Below are 22,383 nucleotides of genomic sequence, written 5' to 3'. Positions count from 1 at the left end.
ATAATCATGGATTTGATTCACTCTTCTGATCTTAAAACCATTTTACATTCCAAGCGTGCTAATATTTATTATTTAGAACACTGCCGGGTTTTAGTCAATGGTGGTCGAGTTGAGTATGTCACCGATCAAGGGCAGCAATCATTGTATTGGAACATTCCGATAGCTAACACCACCTGCATTTTACTTGGTACCGGTACTTCATTAACGCAAGCTGCTGTCCGTGAACTTTCAAGAGCCGGGGTAATGATTGGATTTTGTGGTGGCGGCGGAACACCACTATTTGCTTCGACCGAATCAGAGTTTGCTTGTCAATTTTTTTCACCTCAAAGTGAGTATCGTGCAACTGAATACTTACAAAGTTGGTGCCAATTTTGGTTTGATGATCAGCGCCGATTAAAAGCCGCTAAAATGTTACAACAGCATCGACTTAACATCATTCAATCGAGTTGGTTAGAATATGATTGGACAGTAGATCAAAATCAATTAACTAACATTATCAACGATGCCAGAGAACAGTTTGATACGGCTAAAAATAGTCAATCTCTGTTAACAGCAGAAGGACGATTTAGCAAAAGATTGTATGCAATGGCAAATCAATTAACGTTGCAAGATGACAAATTTAAAAGAGAGCATGCCACTCGAGGTAACAGCCATGATCCTGCTAATCAATTTTTAGATCATGGTAATTATTTAGCTTATGGTTTAGGTGCTACGGCTTGTTGGGTATTAGGTTTGCCACATGGTTTAGCTATTTTACATGGCAAAACTCGACGTGGCGGCTTAGTTTTTGATGCTGCTGATATTATTAAAGATGGCATGGTTTTACCTCAAGCTTTTATATCTGCTATGCAAGGTGATGATGAGAAAACATTTCGTCAATCTTGTATTTCACAATTCGCGCAATTAGGCGCGCTCGATATGATTATTGATACGTTAAAACAAATTGCGGATAAAACATGAATATTTTACTTGTGAGCCAATGCAAAAAAAGAGCATTAACAGAAACCCGCCGAATCATCGATCAATTTGCTGAGCGTTGTGGTGAACGAACTTGGCAAACGCCGATAACTTCAGCCGGTTTACAAACGCTTTATAAATTATTACGAAAAACCGCTCGAAAAAATACTGCTGTTGCTTGCTACTGGACACATGGAAAAAATCTAACTGATCTCCTTTGGATTGTCGGCGATAAAAGCCAATTTAACCAGCAAGGACGAGTGCCGACTAATCGTACAAAACGAAATATTTTACGAAGTGATAACGAAAATTCTTGGCAACATGCTATATCCATACAACTTATTGCAACTATTGCTGCATTATTGCATGATTTAGGTAAAGCGACAGTTGGTTTTCAAGATAAATTACGTAAAGCTTCAATAACTGGAGATCCATATCGACATGAGTGGATTTCATTACAGTTATTTTTACTGATGATTCACGATTGTACTACCAATCAAGAGGTACTAACACGTTTAGCTAATTTTGCCGATTATCAACAGCAAAAACCAGATTGGTATCTGAAATTATCGAAGATTGAAAAATGTGATCTTTCTCAATTGCCATTATTTGCACAATGGATTGGTTGGTTAATTGTATCACATCATCGTATGCCTTTCTTAATGCCTATTAAATACAAAGATTGTCAAGAAAAACAAAAAGATGACTTTGATATTTCTCAGCTAACAACAAAAAGCTTTTTTAAAACATTCAAAGCCGTTGAAAAATGGGTTAAAAATAGCGATAGTCAACATCCATTCCCTGAGCACTTTTGGCAATTGAAAAGTGATATCACCTTAAGTCAAACTTGGCTAAAAAAATTAAGTCGCTATGCAAGTAAAGCATTTAATCACGCCCCTTTAATGCAACTCACAGAAGTTGATACATTATTATTGCACCTATCCCGATTAAGCCTTATGGTTGCAGATCATAACTATTCTAGTTTACCATGTTATGATAAAGAAGCAGATGAAGATAATGCAATACTTATTGCTAATACCAATAAAGGTCCAAAAGCAAAACAACGTTTAGATGATCATCTAATTGGTGTTGCTAATCTTACAGCAAGGTTTGCTCGCCTATTACCCAAATTGAGTGAAGAATTACCGGCAATCAATCAGCATAAGCCATTTACCAAACGAACGACAAATAAACGCTTTCAATGGCAAAACCATGCTTTTGATTTGTCCAGAAGTTATCAACAATTGAGCGATAATAATGGTTTTTTTGGCGTTAATATGGCATCTACCGGTTGTGGTAAAACCTTAGCTAATGGGCGTATTATGTATGCGTTGTCAAGCCCCCAACGTGGAGTGCGTTTTACCATTGCCTTAGGTTTAAGGGTATTGACGCTACAAACTGGCAATGCATTACGTGAAAGATTGCATTTGACCGATGAACATTTGGCTATTTTAGTTGGTGGCAAAGCAATCCAAACCTTATTTGATTTAGAAAATCAAAACAAAACTTCAGATAATAAACGAAAAGCTAATCTAGATAGCCTTGGTTGTGAGTCGATAGAATCATTAGTCGATGAATTTATTGATGTGGCAGAAAGCGGTATTGCTGATAATGAATTAGGTACGATTATCGAAAATAGTAAAGCTCGTAAATTAATTTATACGCCAATTGTCACATGTACTGTTGATCATCTGATGCAAGCGAGCGAATGTGTTCGAGGTGGCAAATATATTGCACCTACTTTAAGACTGCTTACTTCTGATTTGATTTTAGATGAACCCGATGATTTTGATCAGCAAGATTTACCTGCTTTAGCAAGATTAGTTCACTTAGCAGGGCTTTATGGCAGTAAAGTACTTCTTTCATCGGCTACTTTAACGCCTGATTTAATTGTTGGCTTGTTTGATGCCTATCAAGCCGGAAGGAAAATATTTAATCAAAATAATGGAAAACATGATAGTAGCATTGTCTGCGGGTGGTTTGATGAATATCAACAATCAATTGAACAAGTATTAGATACTAATAATTTTAGAGATCATCATAATCAATTTGTTGAACAAAGAGTAAAAAAACTTGAAAAAGGAGTTTGTCGTCGTCAAGGGCAGATTTTGGAATTATTAAATTATTCATTAGATAAAAAAGAAAATTTAGATCAGGGATATGCTTTATTGGCAAAACAGTTACTAGAACAAGCCTACCACTTTCATTTAGATCATCATCAACAAGATGAGAAATCAAGCAAGAAAATCAGTATAGGTTTAATGCGCTTTGCGCATATAGATGATGTAATGTTGCTGACTAAACAATTCTATAATCAAACCGAGTTACCGGCAGATGTCAAATTTCATTTGGTAGTCTATCATGCTAGACAATTATTATTGTTACGTAGCCAATTAGAGGAAAAGCTGGATAGAATATTAAACCGCAGTGATCCTAACCAATTATTTGAACAACCTGAAATCCGTACCGCTATAGCAAACAGTGATAAAAAGAATCAAATTTTTATTGTAATAGGTACTCCAGTTACTGAAGTTGGGCGTGATCATGATTATGATTGGGCAATTATAGAGCCATCTTCAATGCGTTCAATTATTCAATTAGTCGGCCGAGTATGGCGCCACAGACCAGAAAAAATAGCCCAAAAAGCGAATGTGGCTATATTAGGTAGCAATTTAAAATCGATAAAGTATGGAAATAATTTAGGTATTCATAATCCTTGTTTCACAAAGCCAGGTTTTGAACAAAAATCACTTTTTTTATTAAAAACGCATAAAACTGACCAATTGATAACATCCGATCAATTAATGAATATTAATGCTGTTCCCCGTATTATCTCAGATAATCAAAATGAGTTAACTCTTGCTGGATTAGAACATTATGTTATGGCTAACTTGTTTCCAGTTAATGCTCAAAAATGTAATTATGTCACTAGCTATTGGCAACCCAATTTAGCTCATCATCATTGTGTTCACCTTCAATTAATTTCGCCATTTAGAATGCAAGAACAATCACAAGATGAATATATTTGCCAATTAGATGAAGAAGGCGAACATCAATTTAGTTATGCTGAAATAGCTTGGCAAACGCCAAATGAACTCAGTTGTGATCTGCAAAATAGTAATTTTATCTATCAAAATTGGCAATTTGATAATCCGTTGATACAGTCTTGGTTAACCAATACTGTTGAACAAGCGCTTGCGCAAATAGCAGAATATATCCCGTATAAAAATCATTATCGATTGGCCAATGAATTTTGTACTGTCAACTTAAATAGCGAAACACGATGGCGCTTCCACCCTTATTTTGGTTTTTACAAAGATAGCTATTGAGAGCAAAGGTAATTATTTAAGTTATCTCCATGCTAGTAATGACTAAGTATTTACTTTATACTTGCTTGCTCTGCCGTGTAGGTAGTTTATAAAGTATTCCGATTAAATGTAATCGCTTTAATTAACCGCCGTATAGGCGGTTCAAAAATTAATATTTATTTTTTTAAATCTTTCGATTTTTTAATATGTTATTGGTAAGGTATTAAATAACATCCGTATTCCGATTAAATAAATTTGATTTTTTGTTTTTTTCATATATAGTTGCTATTGTTAATATATTTTATATTAAATTGTATCGTTCAAATTAGATATTATTCCTTATATCTAAAAAATTTTAAATATAAAACCGATAATCGTAATAGAGTAAAAATGTGTGCAAGGAGCGACAATGAATAATATTTCTTGTCAAGATATTAGAAAGGGGATGACACATAGTCTTGCAACTATGTATAGTTCGGATTATGCAAATGAATTACTAAACCTAGAGAAAGCAATTTCTTCAAATGATAGCGCTGCAATTAAGCAGATTAATAATAAAATTCAAGAGTTAAGTAAACACTTTGAATTTGAAACTTGGATTGAAAATTTTATTACCCAAAAATTAGAAGGTGTTGCAGTTGTTACTCACTCAGCAAAAGGGATTCATTCGGGGATTAAAAATTGTAACATTAACTATAACTTACAAGCTAAACCTGATAATTATCAATTTGTCTCGTCTGCAACGCCTAATATTTTACCATTTGATTGTACTAATAACGCTGCTAGAGTTGGAAGTGTTTATGCTTTTCTTAATCAGATAGTTAAAGATGATATTACCGTATCACAACTCATTATTGATAATCATCCTGAAATTTTGCGAGCTTTATCAGATGATAACGAAATGGCAAATCATTATTTGCAATGTTTGGAAAAAGCAATTTTTGATGATTTCCAGAAACCTAAAGCTTCGCAACTTAATAAACAAATTTTTTGGCCAAATAGTGATAGTTCGTATCTATCACATTCAGAACATAATTATCGCTTACTTATTCCACTGCATCCTAATTCACTTTGTTATCTAGTTTATGAAAAGATCCAAAGACGATATTCGCAAGAGAATAAAAAAGCCCGTGAATTGCGAAAAACCAAAGATGTTGAACATCAATCTTATTTTTCTTTCAAAGATTTAGCTATATTAAAACTTGGAGGAACTAAACCTCTTAATGTAAGTAAATTAGTTCAATCGCAAAATGGTAAAAATTATCTATTACCTTCAATGCCGCCTAAATTTACAAAATCAAGATATCCATCAATAAGTATTAGCCAAGAAACCATTTTTAATAATGCCCTTCAATATTTTTGTCGATTTGGTTTTCGTTTACTATTCGATATGGTTGTCGAACCCAAAAATGTTGTTGAAGAACGAAATAATCGCAAAGAAGCTATCTCGATAATTTTAACATTGTTGCTTAAATTTGCTAGGCATATTCAAACCACCTTGCCTACTGGTTGGAGTCGTGATTATTCATTACCAATGTCACAAAAACTTTGGCTTGATCCGAATCGGGCTGAACTTGAAGGTGAAGAATCCTTCAAACTTCAATACGAGCTTGGTAAATGGCTAGTCGAGTTAGAACTTGATTTCGCTTCGTGGATCCAAAATGCGCTGAAAGAAAAATTCAAAAACGCGAATAAACATTTTTCCGATGCTGAATATCGTGAGTGGCGTAGAGAATTTTGTGCAGTAGTTAAAGCAAGTAAGCGCAATAAAGAGGGGATTTTCTAATGGCATCATTACGTTATTATTTACTTTTTGATCACGTCATAATCCATAATGCTAATACCATATCTAGCCCATTAACTTATGGATTTCCAGCAATATCAGGATTTTTAGGGGCAATTCATGCTTTAAATCTAAAAATTGAATCAGATACACCTGTTTATCTAGATGGCGTATTGATCGCTTGCCATGAATGTGACCCACAGATCTATCGTCCTAACGCTTTTACCGATTATACTTTTCGATTAACTCGTAACCCACTCGGTAAAAATGGCGATACACGTTCAATTATTGAAGAAGGGCGAGTACATCTAGACGTTTCTTTGGTAGTTGAAATAAAAATAGAGGATCGTGAAACACTTGATGATGCTGATGATAAAAAAAGATTTATTGAGCAAATAACGAAGAAGCTTTATCAACAGCGTATTGCAGGCGGTCAGGTTATTGATATTGAATCTGTTGGCTTATTCTCAGCCTCAGAATCTCAAGATGATTTAATTAAGGCATTATTACCTGCTTTTGTCTTAATTGAAGCGCAGCAAGATTTACATGAGATCACCGCCGAGCTACAACAGCAAGATCCGGATGCAACAGGTCTTGATGCCCTAGTTGAAATGGCCATGTTGCATCATCTACCTCAAGAAAAAGAGCATTGGCAAACTACATCGGTTAAACATGGTCGAGGTTGGTTAGTTCCAATACCTCTTGGTTATCAAGCTATTTCCCCTCTGTTTGAGCCTGGAAAGGTTGAACATGCACGTAATAATGAACATCCGGCACAATTTGTTGAGTGTATTTATGGATTAGGCAAGTGGGTTTTTCCACTAAAGTTACAAGATAACTTCTCACACGCGTTTTGGCATTATAATTGCAGTGAACTACAATCCAATGGCGCAGATATTTATATTATAAATCAAGATTAATTAAACAAGGTTAGCATTAAAAAGGAATTAATTATGAGTAAAGATAAAATCACTACCGCATCAGTATTAGCATTTGAACGTAGTTTAGATATTTCCGATGCTATTTTTGCCCAGCAAAATAGCCAGGATGAAAAAAAATTAACCCCAGTACGACTATCACAAAAATCAGTACGAGGTACTATTTCAAATCGGCTTAAAAATGCGACAGCAAATGATCCAGCTAAATTAGACACTGAAATTCAAAACCCCAATCTGCAAACTGTAGATGTAGCAGCACTAGATGCGGATAAAGATACTCTAGTGGTTAAATGGAGTTGCAAAGTATTACCTTTTTTAGGGGCGCCATCTGTTTGTAACGATATTAATTACCAAGAAGAGTTAACAAAAATTACGCAAAGCTATATCAAATCAGTAGGGATGAAAACATTAGCTAAACGCTATGCTATCAACATATTAAACGGCCGCTGGTTATGGCGTAACCGTATGGCTGCGGAGCAAATCAGTATTGCAATCTATCGTAAAGATAATGATAACCCAATTATTGAAATTAATGATATTAAAAAATATCAACTTAATTCATTTGATTATGATGATAAATCGGTAAATGAGCTTACTTCTCTTATTGAAGCAGGGCTTTTAGGCGAAGAGTTTGTTATTTTCAATATTCAAGCTAAATTAAAAATGGGACTTGGGCAAGAAGTTTATCCATCACAAGAATTAATATTGGATACCGGTAAAGAAAAGAGCAAAGTTCTCTATGAAAAAAATGAACAAGCAGCTATGCACTCGCAAAAAATCAGCAATGCTATTCGAACCATTGATACCTGGTATGATGAAAAAGCAGAGTTTCCAATTGCTATCGAACCTTATGGTGCCGTCACAACTATGGGGCATGCTTTCCGTCAACCTAAACAAAAACATGACTTTTACACGCTATTTGATAACTGGGTACTAAAAGGGGAAAAGCCATCACTTGAACAACAACATTATGTCATAGCGGTATTGATTCGCGGTGGTGTATTTGGTGCAAGTGGTAAGGAGTAATTATTATGCTCACTCACTATTTTGAACTAAGAGCAATCCCACAACTTGAGATAACTGAAACAGAAGTGATTAACCAAGTGATGCAATCACTTCATCAAGTTTTGGTTAATTATCAAGGTAATATTGCGGTTAGTTTCCCTTGTTATAATGTTCATCGAACATTAGGCGGAATTATTCGATTATTTGGTGATGAAGCTCAGTTACAACAATTTAAAACTGCCTTGCAGACGGTGGTTAGTGATTATACTGTCGCCTTACCTATAACCCCGGTTCCAACTAATATTAAAGGTTACCTACGTTTAATTCGCGTCAATCCTAAAGGGCAAAGCGCTTTAAGACGAGCTGAAAAACGTTTAACTGCACAAGGTAAATGGTCAGATGAAGTAAAAAATAAAATGATTGAAAAATGGAGTAGCGTTCAATTGAATTATCCACATCTTCATTTCACCAGCAAAAGCACTGGTCAAAACTTTATCATGTGGTTAAGACAAGAAAAATGTACAACACCTGTGCAGGGTGAATTTAACAGTTATGGACTAAGCAAAATAGCAACCATCCCTGATTTTTAATTAAGTATTAAGGGCATTATCATAATGCCCTTAAATCTTTTTATAATGCTCAGTAAGATAAGCTTCAAAATTTTTTGAAGAAAGCTTTTTCAAATCCAAAAAATACCTTGGTATGTTGCTGTAAATTTACTTTAAGCTAAAAAGTTTTTTGGGCTGTTACACAGCAAAAAAGTTGAGGGGCGGGGTTTTGTGGAGTTCAAAATACAAACTTTAATAACCCTTTTTTTTAGCAAAAAATAAAACCATTAAAAATCAATATATTGTAAAAGAGTTAAAAAAAAGGGTTTTGAAAACTAAAATTACTCTTTGTCTTTTTATAAACGATGTTTATAGTATGTAATGTTCTACTTTACAGCTGCATAAGTTGTTTAGAAATGCGGGCGTTGAAACTGCACGCATTCCAGTAGCTTTACAGCTGCATAAGTTGTTTAGAAATGGTGTATTAGTAATGTGGTTGCCAAATATTTCTTTACAGCTGCATAAGTTGTTTAGAAATCTAATAAAGCATTCTGCGGCAAGTAATGTTTCTTTACAGCTGCATAAGTTGTTTAGAAATCGCTAACATACGGATATATGCTCATTGTATTCTTTACAGCTGCATAAGTTGTTTAGAAAGATTGATTATAAAATTTGGGGGCGCTCATTTGCTTTACAGCTGCATAAGTTGTTTAGAAAACTTCCCACAATTTTACTCCAATTCACACTCCCTTTACAGCTGCATAAGTTGTTTAGAAAGGTGATTCTCGATAGTTCAGCTCGTGTTAGGTCTTTACAGCTGCATAAGTTGTTTAGAAAGTTAATGCTGACAAAATCGGGTGATGTCACCACTTTACAGCTGCATAAGTTGTTTAGAAATAAAACACATTTAAAACTTGTGGAGGGCACGCCTTTACAGCTGCATAAGTTGTTTAGAAATGCTCATAAAACTACAGTCGTTGAAGTGTTTACTTTACAGCTGCATAAGTTGTTTAGAAAGCACAATACTGTAGAATTCCCTTAATTTGTGCCTTTACAGCTGCATAAGCAGTTTATAAACCCTATCAATGGTGAATGAGGACACAATAAAATCTTATGAAACCGAAGCCTAAAAAGTTGAGGAAAGGGGTTTTTGAAACTTAAAAATACACCGATTAATCCTACAAACAAGCTATTTTCCTTTTTCTGTACAATTATACTTACAATGTTTATAGTAGCTTATATTCTTAATTAAGATTAGTTTCGGTCGCTTGTAATATTATGAAACTTCAACAATTACGTTACATTTTAGAAATAGCTCGCTCAGGCTCGATTAATGAGGCTGCTAAGAATCTTTATATTACTCAGCCTAGTCTTTCTACTGCGGTTAAGGATTTGGAAGCCGAATTCGGTATCGAGATTTTTGTAAGAACATCAAAAGGGGTTTCACTCTCGGCTGATGGTGTGGAATTTTTGGGGTATGCTAAGCAGGTTTTAGATCAAGCTCAATTGTTGGAGCAACATTTTTCAAAAAAAGAACCCTCTAAGCAGTTATGCAGTATTTCAACGCAACATTATGCGTTTGCAGTTAATGCGTTTGTTAATTTAATCAAGAAGAATCATACAGATGAATATGAGTTTACCTTACGTGAAACGCGGACTTACGACATCATTACTGATGTTGCCAATTTGCGTAGTGAAGTGGGTATTTTGTATCTGACCGATTTTAATCAAAAGGTGATTTTGCGTCTGCTTAAAGAGCATCGTCTTACTTTTAATCCTTTGTTTGAAGCCGATCCTCATGTGTTTATTAGCACCCATCATCCTTTAGCTGCTATGAAGTCGTTGACGCTTGAAGATTTGGAGGATTTTCCATATCTCTCTTTTGAACAGGGTGAATATAACTCTTTTTATTTTTCGGAAGAGATTTTAAGTACCGTCTATCATAAGAAAAGTATTCATGTAAGTGACAGAGCGACGTTGTTTAATTTATTGCATGGGTTAAATGGTTATACAATTAGTACTGGCGTGCTCAGTACTGATTTGAATGGTTCGGATATTTTGTCTATTCCTTTAGCCGTTGATGAGAAGATTTTAATCGGTTGGATAACTTCGCAAAAAGCGCAATTAAGTTTGTCGGCGCAAAATTATATTGAAGCGTTGAAAAAGCTTATCCAAGAAGAATATGGTTTTAAACTTAAATAAGCGTTTTAAATTACTAAATCAAATTGCTATTTCAATAAATTCCAGTATAATTGCGCACAATTCATATATTGATTATATGAATACCGAGGAATGTCTGAATTAGAGATCGGTCATTCCATTTTTTTATTTATTTTAAGAGGTTTATTATGTCTCTAACTGTAGAAGCAAAAGCGAAAATTGTTGCTGAATATGGTCGTGGTACTAACGACACTGGTTCAACTGAAGTTCAAGTCGCTCTTTTAACTGCGCGTATTAATGATTTACAAGGTCATTTTTCTGAGCATAAGAAAGATCACCATAGCCGTCGTGGTTTATTACGTATGGTTTCTAGCCGTCGTAAATTATTAGATTATTTACGTCGTACAGACTTTGACCGTTATAACCAGTTGATTCAAAAACTAGGTTTACGTCGCTAATATTTATCTACTTGAAAAGAGGCTTAGGCCTCTTTTTCGTTGTATAAATTTAGGGCTTTGCTATAATGCTGAGCTCGAAAAGCATGTTTAATTGCTTTGTAGAGAAAAATTAATAAAAATAGAAGATTATGTCTCATGTTTCGCGCGACTAATGAGAGCTCTATAATTTATAGATTTGTCATTAGTCGTGACAGTGAAATAATCTTTTGTTGAGTATCCCCCACATGGTTGAAGTGTGTATCAATATGTTCCAGCATTGCGCTGCTTCCTGTCGAAATATCAAACTTCAACATGATTTATAACAAGAGGAATTTATTTTGTTTAATCCGACATATCAAAAATTTCAATATGGTCGTCATACAGTTACATTAGAAACGGGTATTATGGCGCGTCAAGCAACAGCTGCGGTTATGGTCAATATGGACGATACTGCGGTTTTTGTGACTGTAGTAGCTAATAAGAAAGTGAAAGAAGGGCAAGACTTCTTTCCTTTAACCGTTAACTATCAAGAACGTACTTATGCAGCAGGCCGTATTCCAGGTGGTTTCTTTAAACGAGAAGGTCGTCCGAGCGAAGGCGAAACGTTAATTGCTCGTTTAATTGACCGTCCACTTCGTCCTTTATTCCCAGAAGGTTTTGTTAATGAGATTCAAATCATTGCAACTGTGGTGTCTGTAAATCCAGATGTTAGCCCTGATTTGGTGGCGATGATTGGTGCATCGGCTGCGCTTTGTTTATCTGGTGTACCGTTCCATGGTCCAATTGGCGCAGCACGTGTTGGTTTTATCAATGATGAGTTTGTGCTAAATCCATCAGTTAAAGAGCTAGCATCAAGCCGTTTAGATTTGGTTGTTGCAGGTACCAAAAGTGCCGTGTTAATGGTTGAATCAGAAGCTGATTTGTTAACTGAAGATCAGATGTTAGCTGCGGTGGTTTTTGGTCATGATCAACAACAAGTTGTTATTGATAATATTAATGAGTTTGTAGCGAAAGCGAATTGTGAAAAATGGGATTGGGTTGCACCTGCTAAAAATGAAGAGCTGTTTAATGCTGTTTCTGACTTAGCTAAAGCTCGTTTAGGTGAGGCTTATCGTATCACTGAAAAACAAGCTCGTTATGCACAAATCGATTTGATTAAAGAAGAAGTGTTAGCGGTACTTAAAGAGAAAGACGAAGAGCTTGATGAAAACGAAGTTATCAATATTATTGTTGATTTAGAAAGTCAAATCGTTCGTCAACGTGTTATTGCTGGTGAGCCACGCATTGATGGTCGTGAAAAAGATATGATTCGTGCGCTTGATATTCGTACCAATGTATTACCAAGAACGCATGGTAGTGCTTTATTTACACGTGGTGAAACTCAAGCACTAGTGACAGCAACTTTGGGGACTGAACGTGACGCTCAGATTATTGATGAGTTAACTGGTGAGTATACTGAGCGATTCTTATTACACTACAACTTCCCTCCATACTCAGTAGGTGAAACTGGCATGGTTGGTTCGCCAAAACGTCGTGAAATTGGTCATGGTCGTTTAGCTAAGCGTGGTGTTGCTGCTGTAATGCCAAGTAAAGAAGAGTTCCCATATACTGTTCGTGTGGTTTCAGAGATTACTGAATCTAATGGTTCTTCTTCAATGGCTTCAGTTTGTGGTGCTTCATTAGCGCTTATGGATGCTGGTGTGCCAATTAAGTCTTCTGTTGCAGGTATCGCAATGGGGCTTGTGAAAGAAGGCGATAACTTTGTGGTGTTATCTGATATTTTAGGTGATGAAGATCATCTAGGTGATATGGACTTCAAAGTAGCCGGTACCCGCGAAGGTGTGAGTGCACTTCAAATGGATATCAAAATTGAAGGTATCACTAAAGAAATTATGCAAGTTGCATTAAATCAAGCTAAAGGTGCTCGCTTGCATATTTTAGGGGTGATGGAACAAGCAATTAATAAACCTCGTCAGGAAATTTCTGAATTTGCTCCTCGTATCTATACGATGAATGTTAATCCAGATAAAATACGCGATATTATCGGTAAAGGTGGTGCTACGATTCGTGCACTAACTGAAGAGACTGGTACTACCATTGAAATTACTGATGATGGTACAGTTAAAATTGCGGCAACTGATGGCAATAAGGCTAAAGATGCAATCGAACGTATTAATAATTTAGTTGCTGATGTTGAAATTGGTAAAATCTATACTGGTAAGGTAACCCGTATTGTTGATTTCGGTGCTTTTGTATCAATTATTGGTGGTAAAGAAGGACTTGTTCATGTTTCTCAAATTGCTGATCACCGTGTTGAGAAAGTTGCAGACTACTTGAAAGTAGGTCAAGAAGTGAATGTTAAAGTACTTGAAATTGATCGCCAAGGTCGAATTCGTTTAAGTATGAAAGATGCTGTTGAGCCGAATTCTGATGTTGAGCCAGCAGCTGAATAAGATATTATTCACCAGGAGTTAAAAAATGAGATTATTCAACCTGAGGATGTTGTGCTGTATTCTTGCAGTCATTATTTTGTCAGGTTGTTCAAATTCTCAGCCGTTACTTGTTGCTCCTGAGCAAGTTACCTATGACGATGAATTGAAAATAGCGCAAATTAGTCAGCAGTTATCAAGTCGCGATCTTGATACCCCATCTAGGATGCAGCTTATTTTTGAACGAGGAATTATTTACGATTCATTAGGTTTTAAAGCATTTGCACAAAGCGATTTTAACCATCTTTTAAGCTTTAACCCAGAAATTCCAGATGTATATAATTTTCTGGGTACTTATGCGTTAAGAGACGGTGATTTCGATAATGCGATGATGGCGTTTAATACAACATTAGAGCTGGATTCATCTTATGCTTATGCCTATTTTAATCGTGCAGTAACTCTGTATCGTACTGGGCATTATCAAGCTGCAAAGCTTGATGCAGAAAAATTTTATAAATATGATGTCAATGAGCCTATTCGGATTTTATGGCTTTATTTGATTGAAAAAGAAATAGATAAACAAGCTGCCTTAACTCAGCTACAAAAACGTTACGATCTTATTAACGATAAATCGAGTTATGGCAGTAATATCATTGCATTTTATTTAGGTAAGATAAGCGAATCTAAATTAATGCAAAACCTTCAACAAGGTGTTGAAAATGATCGGCAATTAGCCGAGCGCCTTTGTGAAGCTTACTTTTATTTAGGTAAATATTACCAAAGTAAAGGTAACAATGAGCGTGCCAAAATGTTATTTAAATATGCTTTAGCAAATAATATTTATAACTTTGTTGAACATCAACAGGCGCTCTATGAAATTAAGTTACTTGACGAAAAGTAACAAGGGTCATGCCAGTTTAAAAGTGAAAATATTGTTATAGCGTAGTTCTGATTTGCCCAAAATATATTCTCGATTCTTTACATGTTTCTTATCAATTGTATTTTTTCAAATATCAATTGCATTAGAATAAATGGCTATTTGATTGAGTAAGTATTGGTTGTTAGTTATTGGGGTGAGTTGTAAATTTTCAATTTAGTGAGCTGGCATAAATTTATATAGGCTTCTTTATTTTGGTATAGTCATAATTTGTGATGTATGCAGTAATCCTCATGAATTATCTTGATTAATAACGATCAAATGTAATCCTAACCAAATATTAAGCGTATATAGGCAAATTTATAAGCGAGTTTACATGACAAAAGAAATATCTTTTATTGACCTTGGTTTATCTGAGGAAATCCTTAATGCATTAAATGATCTTGGTTTTACCAAACCATCACCAATCCAAGCTGAATGTATTCCCTTACTCTTAGAGGGTAATGATGTATTAGGTATGGCTCAAACAGGTAGTGGTAAGACTGCAGCCTTTTCAATCCCTTTTTTAATGAATATTGATGCTAATTTGAAAGCGCCACAATTATTGGTTTTAGCACCAACACGTGAGCTAGCTATTCAAGTTGCTGATGCTTGTGCTGAGTATTCTAAATATGTAAAAGGGGTTAAAGTATTAGCTCTTTATGGTGGTCAACGTTATGATGTGCAATTGCGTGCATTAAAACAAGGTCCTCAAATTGTTGTGGGGACGCCTGGTCGTTTATTAGATCATTTAAACCGTAAGACTTTAGATCTTTCTAATCTTAAAGGTTTAGTATTAGATGAAGCTGATGAAATGCTAAGAATGGGCTTTATTGATGATGTTGAAAGCATTATGGCTTCAATTCCAGAAGATCATCAAACGGCGCTGTTTTCAGCAACTATGCCAGCCCCAATTCGTCGTATTACTAAACGTTTTATGCATAATCCAAAAGAAGTGCAAATCAAAGGGACTAATCAAACGGCTCCTGATATTGATCAAAGCTATTGGTTAGTACGCGGTATGCGTAAGAATGAAGCAATTGTGCGCTTCTTAGAAGCTGAAGATTTTGATGCTGCGATTGTTTTTGTGCGTACTAAAACTGCAACTTTAGAAGTAGCAGAAGTATTAGAAAAACACGGTTATAGTTGTGCAGCCTTAAATGGTGATATGACGCAACAACTACGAGAACAAACACTCGATCGTTTACGTAATGGTCGCTTAGATATTTTAATTGCAACCGATGTTGCAGCGCGAGGGTTAGATGTTGAGCGTATTAGCTTAGTAATTAACTATGATATTACACTTGATTCTGAATCGTACGTTCATCGTATCGGACGAACTGGACGCGCTGGACGAGCAGGGCGAGCGATTTTGTTTGTGGATAGTCGTGAGCGTCGTTTGCTTAAAAATATTGAGCAAACTATCAAGAAACCCATTCCGGAAGTGGCACTACCATCTAAAGAATTGCTTGAAAAACGTCGTTTGGCTAAATTTACTCAGCAAGTTCAACAACAACTTGAGAGTGCGGATTTAGATCAGTATCAATCGTTATTAACTCAAATCCAAGCTGATAGTGGTGCAGATCTTGAAACGATTGCAACTGCACTGTTACGTTTAGCACAAAGTGATCGTCCGTTAATTCTTCCTCCTGATCCGGTCTTTAAACCAACAAGAGAGTATCGTGATGGTCGAAGTGGTGAGCGTCGTTTACGAGGCGATAATCGTGAGTCTCCAAAACGTCGTGAGCGTCGAGATGTTGGCGAGATGGATATGTACCGTATTGAAATTGGTAAAGAAAACGGTGTTGAAGTGCGCCATATTGTTGGTGCAATTGCCAATGAAGCTGATATTAGTAGTCGCTATATTGGTAATATCAAACTTTACGAGACTTATTCAACAGTAGAATTACCAAAAGGTATGCCTAAAGATATCCTTAAGCACTTTGAGCGCGTTAGAGTGCTAAATCAACCGATGAAAATGAGTTTAGTTACAGGTAAACCATCTGAAGCTAAGCGTGGAAGTAGAAGTAGTAAACCTGAGTCTAAGGATAAAGGTTTTGCGAAAAAACGGGGTCGCCCATCAGCACCTAAGTTTTAGGACTTTAATTCATCTTAAACCTCTGCATCTTATGGCAGAGGTTTTTTTTCATTTAAATTGTTGCCAGCATTTTTGGGTAACGTAATAAAATCAATCATCGCCAATAAAGTCATTCCTGCCACCATAAATAATGCTAACCGAAAATCTTCAACCATTATCTGATTATGTCCATTATAGCTTGACGCAATAAATAGAAATAAGGCACTTAAAACAATGCCTAGCACGTTGTTTAGTTGTTGAAAAAGGGTTGATAAAATATTAGCGCTTTGCATTTCGTTTTTTTCAATTTCTGAAAAACTTAAGGTTGTTATTGTAGTAAATTGGATCGAACGTGCACCACCAGAAAAGAATAGAACCAATATAATCCAAATGATTGGTGTTTTTGGCGTGAAGAGCGCACACAATACAAAACTAAATGACAATAATAGACCATTAACGATTAGAATTTTACGAAACCCAAACTTGTGAATTAAAGGTGTATTAATGGTTTTGAAAATGATATTTCCTGCGAATAGTGAAAGTAATAAGGAACCAGCTGTTAATGGTGACCATCCAAAACCGACTTGAAACATTAGTGGTAAAATAAATGGAGCACTGTTTAAACCCATCCGTATTAGTGAACCTCCAAAGAAGGTCATTCTAAATGTGCGTTTTGAAAATGCGTATAGGCTAATTAATGGGTATTGTGTATGCGTGAGATGATAATAGGCGAAGATTAATATTAGGCAACCTGCAAAGGAAGTGCCGAGAGCTAGCCATAAACGACTATTTGAGTGGGAAACCATTTCAAGTCCATACACAAACAATAATAAGCCTAAGCCACAAGCGATAAATCCAACAATATCAAATGAGCGTTTTTCAGGTAGTTCTTTAGGTAATAGGTGATGAGCGAAAAATAATGCAATAAAGCCTAATGGAATATTGAGGATAAATATCCAATGCCAAGTGAGATATTGGGCAAAGAATCCACCAATAATTGGTCCCATCAATGGTGCAATTAAACCTGGCCAAACGAGAATTGATATTGTGCTAACAAGATGCTGTTTTTCAGTTCGACTTAGTACTACTGTTCTACCTACTGGCACCATTAATGATCCCCCTAAACCTTGAATCAATCTTGCGATAGTAAACATGTTTAGGTTAGTCGATAAAGCACACAATATTGATGCCAACATAAATAATATAATTGAAATCGAGAAGACACGATAAGCTGTAAATCGATTTGCTATCCAGCCACTCGCGGGAAGGCCAATTGTAAGTGCTAACATATAGGCGCTAATACCGATAGATAAATCTTGTGGATTAGTTAAAAATGATTTCGCCATTGCGGGAATTGCTGTGGTTATCACCGTAGCGTCTAGATTTTCCATGAAGAAGGTTGCCGCTACTAAAATAGCCATTTTACGAACGTGATTATACTGTTCCATAATATTACAAATTAATTCAAAAATATAAAAATTAGGAACTAATATACGCTAAAAATTTTTGCCGTGGTAAAGCTTTTTTACATTTTGCCCTTGGTGTTTATTCAGAGTATACTAATACCAATTCAATCGGTGAACAGAGGTATAGGATGACAGATTCTCTAAATAAATGTAAAGCTAATGAAACACCAGCTTGTTGTTGTGTTGATGTCGGCACAATTATTGATAATGAAGATTGTAGTGCAGAATATGAAAATATTTTCACAACTGAATCAGAAGCAAAAGCAAAATTAGCCTCTTTGACACAAGCAGCTAAAGATGTTGAAACAGAACCTTGCGAAATCAATAGCAGCATCGATAAAGTAGAAAATGGCTATAAATTGACAGCTAAATTCACTTTCTGTTGTGGTGCAGAATGTATGATCTTCCAATTAAAATTACGTTAATCCCTGTTTTATGAAGATTTGTATTATGAGGCATGGTGAAGCAGGTTTTTCTGCTTCATCTGATGCAAGTCGATCATTGACTGATTTTGGTAGAAAACAAGCCAGTTTGGCTGGTATATGGCTTAATCAGCAAGATTTCAAATTTGATTTAGGGTTAGTTAGTCCTTATCTAAGAGCACAACAGACTTTCTCTGAATTGTCTTCATACTGCCACATACCTAAAGTTGAAACTGATAATTTTTTGGTGCCAGGTGGAAGTCCTTCCCATATTGCCGATTTATTAATGACACTTCCCGCTCGTGGGATCGAGAATGTAATTATTGTTTCCCATCTTCCTTTAGTTGGTTATTTGGTTAATGAATTATGTCCAGATGTTTCACCACCAATGTTTCCTACAGCTGCTATTGCTTGTGTTGAACTATCATCCAATGCGGCAGGAAAGTTAGAATGGTTTCATGTAGTGGAATAAAAAAACTTAATCTTTTTGATTTACCGTTAACAGGTCGAACGCTGATCGAAGCGTCGGCTGGGACTGGTAAAACCTATTCGCTCGCATTCATTTATCTCCGGTTATTACTTGGGATTGGTAAAAATAACTATCCTACACCGCTAGAGGTTAATCAAATTTTAGTTGTGACTTTTACAAAAGCTGCAACTCAAGAACTTAGATCGCGAATAAGACAAAATATCCAAGAACTGCGTTTAGGATTTTTACAAGGTCGTCATGAAGATCCTATCTATCAACAGCTAATTGATTTAGTTGAAGATACAGATGATGCTATACAAAGACTAACTCAAGCTCAACAATCAATGGATGATGCAGCGATTTATACTATCCATGGTTTTTGTCAACGCATTTTAACTAGCCATGCTTTTGAATCTGGGGTACTGTTTGAGCAGACGCTGATTACTGATGAGCAAGACCTAAAGTTACAAGTTGTCCAAGATTTTTGGCGTCACTATTTTGTTCCGCTTGATAGAGCGTTAGTTTATTTAATTCTTGATTATTGGCAAGATCCAAAATCGTTATTATCAGATATTAATCCTTATTTAAATTTTGAATTTGATCAATCGCAAGAAGAGAATTTTGACATTACTAAAAAGATCGAGCAGTTTTATCGAAAACATCTTGAGCAGATCGAATTAGTTAAAAAACTGTGGTTAGATTCTGTTGCAGATCTTCCTGAAATCATTGCTCGATCAGGAGTTAATAAACAATCTTATAATAACCGCTTTTTACCGAATTGGTTTGCTAAAGTGACTGCTTGGGCCCAATTACCCACCCAATCATTCAAAATACCTAGTGAATTAACTAAATTTAGCCAATCGATTTTAATTGAAAAAACTAAGCAAGATAAAGATCCTCCTGTTCATGTTGTTTTTGAAAAGATCGATCGGTTATGCAATAGTGCTATTGATTTACGTAGCGAAATTTTAATGGATATCGTTAGCGTCATTCAAAAAGGTATTTATGCGCAAAAAGTTAAACTTGGTAAGATAAGTTTTGACGATTTATTAAGCCAGTTAAATTGTGCTTTACGAGCTAGAAATGGAAAGCGATTAGCACAAAGTATTGCGCAAAAATATTGCGTGGCTCTGATTGATGAATTTCAAGATACTGATCCTGTGCAATATAAAATCTTTGATCGTATCTATGGTCGTTATCCTGAATCAACCGGTTTACTGTTTATTGGTGATCCGAAGCAAGCTATTTATAGTTTTCGAGGTGCGGATATTTTTACTTATCTAAAAGCGAAATTATCAACCGGTGATAATAATTTTACTATGCAGGTTAATCATCGCTCCTCATCGTCTATGGTTGATGCAGTCAATGCACTATTTAGCAATCATGATAATCCTTTTATTTTTGAAAATATTTCTTTTTTTCCAATGGAAAGTGCTGAAAGAAATCAGCATAAAGGATTGATCGTCAATCAACATGAAGTTAATGCGTTAACAGCCTATTTATTACCTGATGAAGTTACCACAAAAACAGATTATCAAGAACATATTGCTAGCTGTTGCGCTAAGCAAATTGTGACTTGGTTGACAGATCCAACAATTTTGATAAAGGATAAAGATGAGCATCGTTCAATCACCACTGCTGATATTGCGATTTTAGTCCGAACTGGGCGCGAAGCCGAAATCATCCAACAAAAATTGGCTGCTTTTGGGGTTAAAAGCGTTTATTTATCCAATCGTAATAGCGTATTTTTATCTAAAGAAGCACAAGAGATTCTTTATCTATTACAAGCTGTTTTAATGCCCGAAAATGAAGCGGCTTTGCGTTTAGCTTTAATGACGACACTATTAGGGCAAACAATGGCCGAGCTGGAGCAAATTATCGATGATCAAGATAAATGGGAAGGGTTGATAGAGGAGTTCAAACAGTACCAGATTATTTGGCAATATTATGGTGTGTTAGTAATGTTGCGGCGGATGATGAAAAAGCGTAAGTTAGCTGAAAATATCCTAGCTAGCCCAAATGGTGAACGTACATTAACTAACTTTATGCATTTAGGTGAATTGCTGCAAGAAGCCGCTGATGAACTAGATAGCCCACATGCTTTGGTTCGTTGGTTATCTAGGCAAATTGTCAGCCCTGACTCTAATATAGAAAATCATGAACAACGCTTAGAAAGCGATGAAAATTTAGTAAAAATTATTACGATCCATAAATCAAAAGGTTTAGAGTTTCCTATTGTATGGTTACCATTTGCTGCCCAATTTCGTAATTCAGATAGTCAGTTTTATCATGATAAAAATAATGATTATCAACCCACTTATGCTTGGTTATTAACCGATGATGTCAAACAACAAATTGAAGATGAACGTTTAGCTGAAGATCTAAGATTACTTTATGTGGCGATGACGCGCTCAATCTATCATTGTAGTGTTGGCTTAGCATCATTGAAAAAGAGTCAATCAGCAATTGATTATTTATTAAAAGGCCAATTACGCTCGATTGGTAAATTTGCAGATTTGGTTGAACTACAATTACCTATATTGGGGGAGCAGTATACTGCCACAGAAGCTCCTAATATGTTACTGGCTGCTAATGAATTTAAACGTAAATTATCTAATAGTTGGCGAGTGACAAGCTATACCGAGTTACAAAAACATAACAATGGTTTTAATTTAGCTAGTGATTGGAGTGAGAGTCGTGTACCGCCAGATGCTTCTTTATTATCTGAGGTGCAATATGATATTCATCATTTTCCAAAAGGTGCTTATGTTGGTACATTGTTACATTCCATTATGGAAAATTTAACGCCAAGTAATGCCGATGAATTATGTACAACTACGATTAAAAAATTGGGTTTGGATGAACCTTGGTTAAGGGTACTAAATGATTGGCTTCAACAAGTATTAACAACTAAACTACATCAAGATTGTTCGACATTAGCCAGTATTTTAAATAGCAAATGCATTAATGAACTACAATTCTATTTTCCTATTCGCCATGCCGTGACTAGCTCGCAACTAGATAGTTTATGCAAACAATACGATGATTTATCTAAACAGTGTCCACCTTTAGATTTTGAAACGGTACAAGGCATGTTAAAGGGATTTATCGATTTAGTGTTTGAGTATCAAGGTAAATATTATATTGTTGACTATAAATCAAATTGGTTAGGTGATGGTATAGAGGCCTATACTGAGCAAGCATTAAATCAAGTAATGTGTGAGCATCGTTATGAATTGCAATATCAACTTTATTGTTTGGCGTTGCATCGATTTTTGCGAAGTCGTTTACCCGACTATCGATATGAAACTTATTTTGGCGGAGTTTACTATTTATTCTTACGTGGACTTCCGGATAAAGGCGTTTTTTACCATCTACCAAAACAAGAGTTTATTGAGAAACTTGATAAATTGTTTGATGGTGAGAATTTAGCTTAAATAAAAAGGCACAAATAGTTGTGCCTTTAAT

General features: G+C 35.5%; 15 protein-coding genes and 1 CRISPR repeat array. Of the genes, 14 read left to right on the top strand and 1 reads right to left on the bottom strand.

Annotation, left to right across the window (positions count from 1 at the left end; all coding sequences use genetic code 11):
* The first annotated feature begins 6 nt into the window (after positions 1 to 6).
* The 11 genes from cas1f (at position 7) to J3U16_RS04655 (ending at position 16,579) form a co-directional block, all read left to right on the top strand.
* Positions 7 to 960 carry a type I-F CRISPR-associated endonuclease Cas1f gene (cas1f, locus tag J3U16_RS04705; protein WP_267342557.1) on the top strand — a complete coding sequence of 318 codons (954 nt, stop codon included), beginning with the start codon at positions 7 to 9 and terminating at the stop codon, positions 958 to 960.
* The gene (gene cas3f / locus J3U16_RS04700; protein ID WP_267342556.1) at positions 957 to 4,286 is read left to right on the top strand and encodes a type I-F CRISPR-associated helicase Cas3f; all 3,330 of its coding nucleotides are present in this window, start codon (positions 957 to 959) and stop codon (positions 4,284 to 4,286) included. Before cas1f ends, cas3f begins: the two co-directional genes overlap by 4 nt.
* A gap of 388 nt (positions 4,287 to 4,674) precedes the next feature.
* Positions 4,675 to 6,051 (top strand): type I-F CRISPR-associated protein Csy1, encoded by a 1,377-nt coding sequence (csy1, locus tag J3U16_RS04695; protein ID WP_267330117.1) that lies wholly within the window; start codon positions 4,675 to 4,677, stop codon positions 6,049 to 6,051.
* The gene (csy2, locus tag J3U16_RS04690) at positions 6,051 to 6,968 is read left to right on the top strand and encodes a type I-F CRISPR-associated protein Csy2 (RefSeq protein ID WP_267330118.1); all 918 of its coding nucleotides are present in this window, start codon (positions 6,051 to 6,053) and stop codon (positions 6,966 to 6,968) included. The genes csy1 and csy2 overlap by 1 nt, the downstream gene beginning before the upstream one ends.
* A 33-nt stretch (positions 6,969 to 7,001) precedes the next feature.
* The gene (gene csy3, locus J3U16_RS04685; protein ID WP_267330119.1) at positions 7,002 to 8,012 is read left to right on the top strand and encodes a type I-F CRISPR-associated protein Csy3; all 1,011 of its coding nucleotides are present in this window, start codon (positions 7,002 to 7,004) and stop codon (positions 8,010 to 8,012) included.
* Between the two features lie 5 nt (positions 8,013 to 8,017).
* Positions 8,018 to 8,581, top strand: coding sequence for a type I-F CRISPR-associated endoribonuclease Cas6/Csy4 (cas6f, locus tag J3U16_RS04680; protein WP_267330120.1), 564 nt, complete (start codon positions 8,018 to 8,020; stop codon positions 8,579 to 8,581).
* A gap of 347 nt (positions 8,582 to 8,928) precedes the next feature.
* Positions 8,929 to 9,616: a CRISPR direct-repeat array (repeat unit 28 nt; unit sequence CTTTACAGCTGCATAAGTTGTTTAGAAA).
* Between the two features lie 201 nt (positions 9,617 to 9,817).
* Positions 9,818 to 10,741: a LysR family transcriptional regulator gene (locus J3U16_RS04675; protein WP_065562201.1), complete on the top strand. Its 924-nt coding sequence runs from the start codon at positions 9,818 to 9,820 to the stop codon at positions 10,739 to 10,741.
* A gap of 146 nt (positions 10,742 to 10,887) precedes the next feature.
* Positions 10,888 to 11,157, top strand: a complete 270-nt coding sequence (rpsO, locus tag J3U16_RS04670) for a 30S ribosomal protein S15 (protein WP_065562200.1) — start codon at positions 10,888 to 10,890, stop codon at positions 11,155 to 11,157.
* Between the two features lie 317 nt (positions 11,158 to 11,474).
* Positions 11,475 to 13,589 (top strand): polyribonucleotide nucleotidyltransferase, encoded by a 2,115-nt coding sequence (gene pnp, locus J3U16_RS04665; RefSeq protein ID WP_065562199.1) that lies wholly within the window; start codon positions 11,475 to 11,477, stop codon positions 13,587 to 13,589.
* A gap of 25 nt (positions 13,590 to 13,614) precedes the next feature.
* Positions 13,615 to 14,466 (top strand): lipoprotein NlpI, encoded by an 852-nt coding sequence (gene nlpI, locus J3U16_RS04660; RefSeq protein WP_065734300.1) that lies wholly within the window; start codon positions 13,615 to 13,617, stop codon positions 14,464 to 14,466.
* A 352-nt stretch (positions 14,467 to 14,818) separates the two neighbouring features.
* Positions 14,819 to 16,579, top strand: coding sequence for a DEAD/DEAH family ATP-dependent RNA helicase (locus tag J3U16_RS04655; protein WP_081299458.1), 1,761 nt, complete (start codon positions 14,819 to 14,821; stop codon positions 16,577 to 16,579).
* Between the two features lie 29 nt (positions 16,580 to 16,608).
* On the opposite strand, the gene J3U16_RS04650 is transcribed toward J3U16_RS04655, so the two are convergent.
* A complete protein-coding gene (locus tag J3U16_RS04650) occupies positions 16,609 to 18,006 on the bottom strand; it encodes an MFS transporter (protein ID WP_267342555.1) in 1,398 nt (465 codons plus the stop codon).
* A 146-nt stretch (positions 18,007 to 18,152) separates the two neighbouring features.
* Between J3U16_RS04650 and J3U16_RS04645 the strand changes: the two genes are divergently transcribed.
* From J3U16_RS04645 to recB, 3 genes are read left to right on the top strand one after another with little or no spacing between them, the layout of a single operon-like run.
* Positions 18,153 to 18,449 (top strand): YfcZ/YiiS family protein, encoded by a 297-nt coding sequence (locus tag J3U16_RS04645; RefSeq protein WP_065562196.1) that lies wholly within the window; start codon positions 18,153 to 18,155, stop codon positions 18,447 to 18,449.
* 25 nt (positions 18,450 to 18,474) lie between these two features.
* Entirely contained in the window at positions 18,475 to 18,918 is a 444-nt protein-coding gene (gene sixA, locus J3U16_RS04640) for a phosphohistidine phosphatase SixA (protein ID WP_218058379.1), read from the top strand.
* The gene (gene recB / locus J3U16_RS04635) at positions 18,897 to 22,352 is read left to right on the top strand and encodes an exodeoxyribonuclease V subunit beta (protein WP_267342554.1); all 3,456 of its coding nucleotides are present in this window, start codon (positions 18,897 to 18,899) and stop codon (positions 22,350 to 22,352) included. Before sixA ends, recB begins: the two co-directional genes overlap by 22 nt.
* The last annotated feature ends 31 nt before the right edge of the window (positions 22,353 to 22,383 follow it).

Origin of the sequence: Gilliamella sp. B3023 (assembly GCF_026536845.1) — a bacterium.
Classification (GTDB): Bacteria; Pseudomonadota; Gammaproteobacteria; order Enterobacterales; family Orbaceae; genus Gilliamella; species Gilliamella apicola_E.
The sequence above is the reverse complement of the archived record's forward strand: the minus strand, read 5'-3'. Positions and strand labels throughout refer to the sequence as shown.

Coding starts and splice junctions, on each gene's coding strand:
- cas3f (WP_267342556.1), top strand. CDS start 957: ATGAATATTTTACTTGTGAGCCAATGCAAAAAAAGAGCATTAACAGAA.
- rpsO (WP_065562200.1), top strand. CDS start 10,888: ATGTCTCTAACTGTAGAAGCAAAAGCGAAAATTGTTGCTGAATATGGT.
- cas6f (WP_267330120.1), top strand. CDS start 8,018: ATGCTCACTCACTATTTTGAACTAAGAGCAATCCCACAACTTGAGATA.
- J3U16_RS04645 (WP_065562196.1), top strand. CDS start 18,153: ATGACAGATTCTCTAAATAAATGTAAAGCTAATGAAACACCAGCTTGT.
- sixA (WP_218058379.1), top strand. CDS start 18,475: ATGAGGCATGGTGAAGCAGGTTTTTCTGCTTCATCTGATGCAAGTCGA.
- csy3 (WP_267330119.1), top strand. CDS start 7,002: ATGAGTAAAGATAAAATCACTACCGCATCAGTATTAGCATTTGAACGT.
- J3U16_RS04675 (WP_065562201.1), top strand. CDS start 9,818: ATGAAACTTCAACAATTACGTTACATTTTAGAAATAGCTCGCTCAGGC.
- recB (WP_267342554.1), top strand. CDS start 18,897: ATGGTTTCATGTAGTGGAATAAAAAAACTTAATCTTTTTGATTTACCG.
- J3U16_RS04650 (WP_267342555.1), bottom strand. CDS start 18,006: ATGGAACAGTATAATCACGTTCGTAAAATGGCTATTTTAGTAGCGGCA.
- cas1f (WP_267342557.1), top strand. CDS start 7: ATGGATTTGATTCACTCTTCTGATCTTAAAACCATTTTACATTCCAAG.
- J3U16_RS04655 (WP_081299458.1), top strand. CDS start 14,819: ATGACAAAAGAAATATCTTTTATTGACCTTGGTTTATCTGAGGAAATC.
- csy1 (WP_267330117.1), top strand. CDS start 4,675: ATGAATAATATTTCTTGTCAAGATATTAGAAAGGGGATGACACATAGT.
- nlpI (WP_065734300.1), top strand. CDS start 13,615: ATGAGATTATTCAACCTGAGGATGTTGTGCTGTATTCTTGCAGTCATT.
- csy2 (WP_267330118.1), top strand. CDS start 6,051: ATGGCATCATTACGTTATTATTTACTTTTTGATCACGTCATAATCCAT.